Below are 6,015 nucleotides of genomic sequence, written 5' to 3' on the forward strand. Positions count from 1 at the left end.
TTACCTATGGGTATAGCCTCAAAATGAAATTAGACGACGTTGCTTCAGACTTAACCAACCAATTTGTAATTAACGACTATTTGCATCAGTTATTTGATGCGGTAAATGTAATTTCTGTTCAAGGTTATGACAATGAACGTCGTGTTATTTATTGGAATGAAGGCAGTGAGCGACTTTACGGATACACAAAAGAAGAAGCCATAGGGCAAAAAATAGAAGACCTTATAATTCCAGAATCAATGTGTGAATTTGTAATTGACGCACACAGTGATTGGGTAGAAAAAGACATAGAAATTCCAGCATCCGAAATTACCCTAAAAGGTAAAGATGGCGAAAGTGTATCCGTTTTTTCTAGCCATGTTATGTTTACAAATCAATATAATACAAAACAAATGTATTGCATTGATATTGACTTATCTGAGGTTAAAAAGGCACAAGCAGATGCATCATTTAATGAGGATATGCTAAAAACTATTTTTGAGGCAATTCCTGACTTATTTTTCTTGATGGAAAATGATGGAACTATTATTGAGTATCATGCCAGTAATGAGACCGATCTCTATACCAAGCCCAAGCAATTTATTGGTAAAAAAATGGGTGATGTACTCCCGCGCGATGTAGCCGAAAAATTTGAAACCTATATCAGCCTTGTATTAGAAAAAAAGCAGATGATGAGCTTTAAATACGAGCTAGCTTTGCCCCATGGGCTCGTTTTTTTTGAAGCAAGAATAAATAAAATAACAGAACATAACCAGTTAATGGTTATTATTCGAGATATTACCGAACAGCATAAATCAGATGAACTAATTAGACATCAAGCGTATTACGATAGTTTAACTTTACTTCCAAATCGTTTTTTAGCACTTGATCGTTTGTCGCAATTACTTATTGAAGCACAAAGAAATAACGAAAAAGCAGCGGTACTGTTTTTAGATTTAGATGATTTTAAAAAAATAAATGACTCCTTAGGTCATGAAACAGGAGACAAACTTTTAATTGAATCAGCGCAAAGGCTACAAGATGCACTACGAAAAGAAGATACGGTAGGGCGCCTAGGTGGAGATGAGTTTATCGTATTACTACGAGGTATAACTGATCATCATGCTGCGCTAAAAATCACTGAAAAACTGCTAAATAATTTTAGGGCCCCTTTTAAAATTGAAGGCCGAGAACACATACTAACAGCAAGTATTGGTGTAGCCATATACCCAGAAAATGGTACAACCGTTGCTGATTTATTAAGAAACGCTGACACTGCAATGTATCAAGCAAAATCATATGGTCGTAATACTTATTCATTTTTTACTAAAAAGATGAACGTAATTATTCAGCGCCGACTCGAAATAGAAGAGCAGATGCGTGGCGCCCTTGAGCGTGACGAATTTGAGTTATACTACCAGCCCCAATTTGACGCCAAAAATAAACACATCATTGGTGCAGAAGCGTTATTACGTTGGCATAACCCTGTGCTAGGTAATGTAACACCCGATGAGTTTATACCTATTGCAGAAAATACAGGATTAATTGTACCGATTGGCAAGTTTGTAATTAGCCAAGCATTAGATTTTTTAAACACATGGCAAAGTACTTGTAAACGAAAACAGCAATACACTATTGCCGTTAACTTATCACCTCGTCAATTTAGAGACGTGGGATTACTCAGCTTTATTCAAAACTCATTGAGTGAAGCAAACGTAAATCCCGAAAGTTTAGAGCTTGAAATAACTGAGGGAGTGCTGATGAGTTGCCACACTAATGTTGTTGATATATTGACTGAAATTACGGCATTAGGCATTAACTTATCAATGGATGACTTTGGTACGGGTTATTCGTCATTAAGTTATTTAAGAGAATATCCGTTTAATGTACTCAAAATAGATAGAAGTTTTATTGATGGTATTGTACTAAACAATGAAGATTGTAATCTCGTAAAGGCAATTATTGCCATGTCGCACAGTTTAGGGCTGACAGTGGTAGCAGAAGGCGTAGAAACAAAAGAGCAGCTTACTTTATTGAACGAATTAGGCTGTGATTTTATGCAAGGTTTTTACTTTAGTAAACCCATACCAGCAAAACAGTTTCTTGATTTTTCGATGAATTTTGATAAAAAGTAAGATTAAACACTCGATTGTAACAATTCATTGCACGGCTATTGACCTCATTAGCTACTGACGAGTAACCTGTTATAGAAACAAATAAAAAGGATTCTATAATGCGTTTAAAACCTCTTGTAGCTACATTAGCAGCCACATTTTCTTTATCACTTTCAAGTAGTGCCATAGCCGACGAAGGCATGTGGCAACCACACCAACTTCCAGAGTTAGAATCAATTTTAAAAGCCAAAGGCCTTGAAATTGATGTTGAATCTATTTCTAAATTAACCGAATTCCCAATGAATGCGGTAATTAGCCTAGGTGGCTGTACAGCATCGTTTGTATCGCCTAAGGGTTTAGTTGTGTCAAACCATCACTGTGTTTATGGCTCGGTGCAATACAATTCAACACCTGAAAACAACATATTAGAAAATGGCTTTTTAGCTAAAAGCCCTGCTGAGGACTTACCAGCAGCGCCGGGTTCACGCGTATACGTCACAGAAACAGTTACTAATGTGACTGACAAAGTTAGTAAAGGTATTGAAGAACTAAGCGGTAAAGCACGCTACGACGCAATAGTAAAAAACGAAAAAGCGCTAGTAGCCCAGTGTGAAGCCGACGAAAGCTACCGTTGTAACGTGTATTCGTTTCATGGTGGTTTAGAGTTTTACCTAATTAAGTCACTTGAAATTAAAGACGTACGTTTATCTTACTCACCAGCTATGGGCGTAGGTAAATACGGTGGCGATATAGATAACTGGATGTGGCCGCGCCACACCGGCGACTTTGGTTTTTACCGCGCTTATGTAGGCAAAGATGGAAAACCAGCTGAGTACAGCGAAGACAACGTACCTTACGTACCTGACTCTTACCTAAAAGTAAGTGCCAAAGGCGTGCAAGAAGGCGACTTTGTAATGGTTACAGGCTACCCAGGGCGTACTAACCGCTACCGCATTGCAACAGAGGTAGATAACGTATTTAACGACAGCTACCCTAAAGCACGCGTTCATAACTCAAAATACGTGTCGCTTATTGAAGAAAACTCAGAAGACGGCAGTAAAGCGCGTATTGCTTACGAAAGCACCATTGCAGGTTATAACAACTATATTAAAAACTATGGTTCGATGATCGAAAGCTTCAAAAAAGGCACTATGCTTGAGCGCAAAAAACAGTTTGAGCAAGAGTTAACACAATGGATCAATAGCGATAGTGAGCGTAAAGAGCAATACGGAAGCGTATTAGGTGAGCTATCTGAGCTAATTGCACAATCACAAGAGCACAGTGAACGCGACCGAATGTTAGGTTATGTACATCGCTCACAAATGATCAGCACAGCACGACGTTTATACCGCCTAGCTTACGAAAAACAAAAGCCAAATAGCGAGCGTGAATCTGGTTATCAAGAACGTGATTTACCTCGCATTAAAGCGGGGCTTGAGCGTATGAGCCGCCGTTATGATAGCAAAGTAGATAAAGCTATTTTACTGCACTTTTTAGAGCTGTATGCAGCACTTCCAAAAGAAGAGCGTTTTAGCGAGGTTGATAACGTATTCAAAGTACAAAATGGGTTTGATAAAGCAACTCAAAGCGCGTTACTTGATAGCATGTATGAGCAGTCAAGACTTGATAATGCCACTGTTCGCAATTCATTGTTTGAGCAATCGTTTAGCCAGCTAAATCAAAGCCAAGACCCATTTGTGCAGTACGCTAAAGCAATATTTAAAGTAATGAAAGCACAGGAAGATAAATCAAAAGCACTTGCAGGTAAATTACAAGCAGCTCGCCCAGAGCTAATGAGCGCAATAATTGCGTTTAACAAAGCTAAAAACAAACCTGTATACGCCGATGCCAATAGCACATTACGAGTAACCTATGGCACCGTAGGTGGCTACTCACCTCAAGATGGCTTGGTAGCAACTCCTTTTACCTCGCTTGAAGGGTTACTGGCTAAAAACACCGATGTTGACCCATTTAATGCACCTAAAAAGTTACAAGAGCAAATTAAAGCCAAGCTTTACGGTGATTACACGGGCGGCATGAATACAGTACCAGTAAACTTTTTATCAAATGTAGACACTACCGGTGGTAACTCAGGTTCGCCAACACTTAACGGCAAAGCAGAGCTTGTTGGTTTACTGTTTGACGGTGTTTACGAAAGTATTATTGGTGACTGGGATTACAACCCTGAGCTTAATCGCTCAATCCACGTTGATTCACGCTACATGCTGTGGGTAATGGATAAAGTAGATAATGCACAAAACTTATTAGACGAAATGACAATCGTAAAATAAGTAATTAGTGAGATAAGAGAAGGGCGCTTACCGTAAAGGAAGCGCCTTTTTTGTTAATCATAATGGGTTACGGTTTGTATACGTCAGTAGCATAACTTAGTTTTGCTAAGCACGCTTCTCTTCATCGCGAAGTGTTAAAACTTCGAAGCCCGTTTCTGTTACTAGAACGGTATGTTCCCACTGAGCAGAAAGTTTCTTGTCTTTTGTTACGACTGTCCATCCATCTTTTTTAGTTTTTACCTTCTTGGAACCTTGGTTGATCATAGGCTCTATAGTAAAGGTCATACCTGCTTCAAGCACTAACCCTGTATGAGGTTTACCATAATGCAAAACTTGCGGCTCTTCATGCATTTCTTTACCAATACCATGACCGCAATATTCACGTACTACACTATAACCAGAAGATTCAGCGTGCTTTTGAATAGCATAGCCAATATCACCAAGCGTTGCTTTTGGCTTTACCACCTTAATACCTTCCCACATAGCATCATAAGTCGTTTTAACCAATCGTTTGGCTTCTGAGCTTGTCGCTGCAAAAGTATACATTTTACTTGAATCACTGATATAACCATTTTTCTCTAAGGTAATATCAATATTTAAAATATCTTTGTTTTTTAATTTATAAATATTATTGGGTATACCATGGCACACTACGTCATTAACAGATGAGTTCAATGAATACCGATAGCCATATTGGCCTTTACTGGCAGGACGAGCATGTAACACATTGGTAATATAGCTTTCTACTTTAGTGTCTATATCTAACGTAGTTATGCCCTCGCAAATAAAATCATCAAGCATTTTAAATACCTGAGCTAAAAGCTTTCCTGATTCTCTCATGAGCTCAATTTCTGCATCAGTCTTTATTGTTGCTTTACTCATGCAAAAGATCCTGAATAGTAAGCTTTTCTTTTATGAGTTGTTTTTTAATTATTTCATGGTAGGTAAGTGTCGGATTTAACTCAGCAAGCATGCCTATTTTAATCCAAAACTCTGCTTGTGAATTGATAGATCTGGACATGATATTACTCGATTTTCTAATTTCTTCATGCAGCCCATCTGATATTTTCACTATTCCCATTATATATACCGTATATGATTTATATGCAAATCGTATACATTGAGGGTTGTTATGTCAACATAGACCTTTTACAGTATGTTTTTGCTCACTACCCTTTGTGTTTATATTTAATTATACGGCTAGCACTTTTAAACTGTATTTTTAGGTTAATGAATTTAATGATTATAGTATGGCTGTAGGCTTACTGTTCGACGGTGTTTACGAAAGTATTATTGGTGACTGGAATTACAACCCTGAGCTTAAACGCTCAATCCACGTTGATTCACGCTACATGCTGTGGGTAATGGATAAAGTAGATAATGCACAAAACTTATTAGACGAAATGACAATCGTAAAATAAGTAATTAGTGAGATAACAGAAGGGCGCTTACCATAATGGAAGCGCCTTTTTTGTTGATGTTTGATTCGCTTATTTATGACTGCTAAGTGCCAATTGCGGACATTGTTAACGCTCGCCTAATACGCCTTGCACTGGCGGGCTTTTTGCGTTGCTTGCTAAAAGTGTGGCTGCCGGCAATGTAGGATTTAGATGCTTGTTAGCAATACATTC

Annotated in this window: 4 protein-coding genes and 1 pseudogene; 3 read left to right on the forward strand and 2 right to left on the reverse strand. The window is 38.2% G+C overall.

All coding sequences use genetic code 11. The features are described 5' to 3' along the window. The first annotated feature begins 23 nt into the window (after positions 1–23). Both H5126_RS19930 and H5126_RS19935 read left to right on the forward strand, forming a co-directional pair. On the forward strand, positions 24–2,114 hold the full coding sequence (locus H5126_RS19930) for a bifunctional diguanylate cyclase/phosphodiesterase (protein ID WP_182721509.1): 2,091 nt from the start codon (positions 24–26) through the stop codon (positions 2,112–2,114). Positions 2,115–2,212: 98 nt separating this feature from the next. After that, positions 2,213–4,384, forward strand: coding sequence for a S46 family peptidase (locus tag H5126_RS19935; RefSeq protein ID WP_182721508.1), 2,172 nt, complete (start codon positions 2,213–2,215; stop codon positions 4,382–4,384). Between the two features lie 105 nt (positions 4,385–4,489). Here H5126_RS19935 and map read toward each other — a convergent pair whose 3' ends face one another. Both map and H5126_RS19945 read right to left on the reverse strand, forming a co-directional pair. Next, on the reverse strand, positions 4,490–5,266 hold the full coding sequence (gene map / locus H5126_RS19940) for a type I methionyl aminopeptidase (RefSeq protein WP_182694896.1): 777 nt from the start codon (positions 5,264–5,266) through the stop codon (positions 4,490–4,492). Then, positions 5,259–5,465: a ParD-like family protein gene (locus H5126_RS19945; RefSeq protein ID WP_024596935.1), complete on the reverse strand. Its 207-nt coding sequence runs from the start codon at positions 5,463–5,465 to the stop codon at positions 5,259–5,261. The genes map and H5126_RS19945 overlap by 8 nt, the downstream gene beginning before the upstream one ends. Before the next feature lie 157 nt (positions 5,466–5,622). Between H5126_RS19945 and H5126_RS19950 the strand changes: the two are divergent. Continuing rightward, positions 5,623–5,805 (forward strand): annotated as a pseudogene (locus H5126_RS19950) (S46 family peptidase); the annotation flags it as partial. Positions 5,806–6,015: the final 210 nt, after the last annotated feature.

Source organism: Pseudoalteromonas sp. SG45-3 (genome assembly GCF_014164075.1).
GTDB lineage: Bacteria > Pseudomonadota > Gammaproteobacteria > Enterobacterales > Alteromonadaceae > Pseudoalteromonas > Pseudoalteromonas distincta.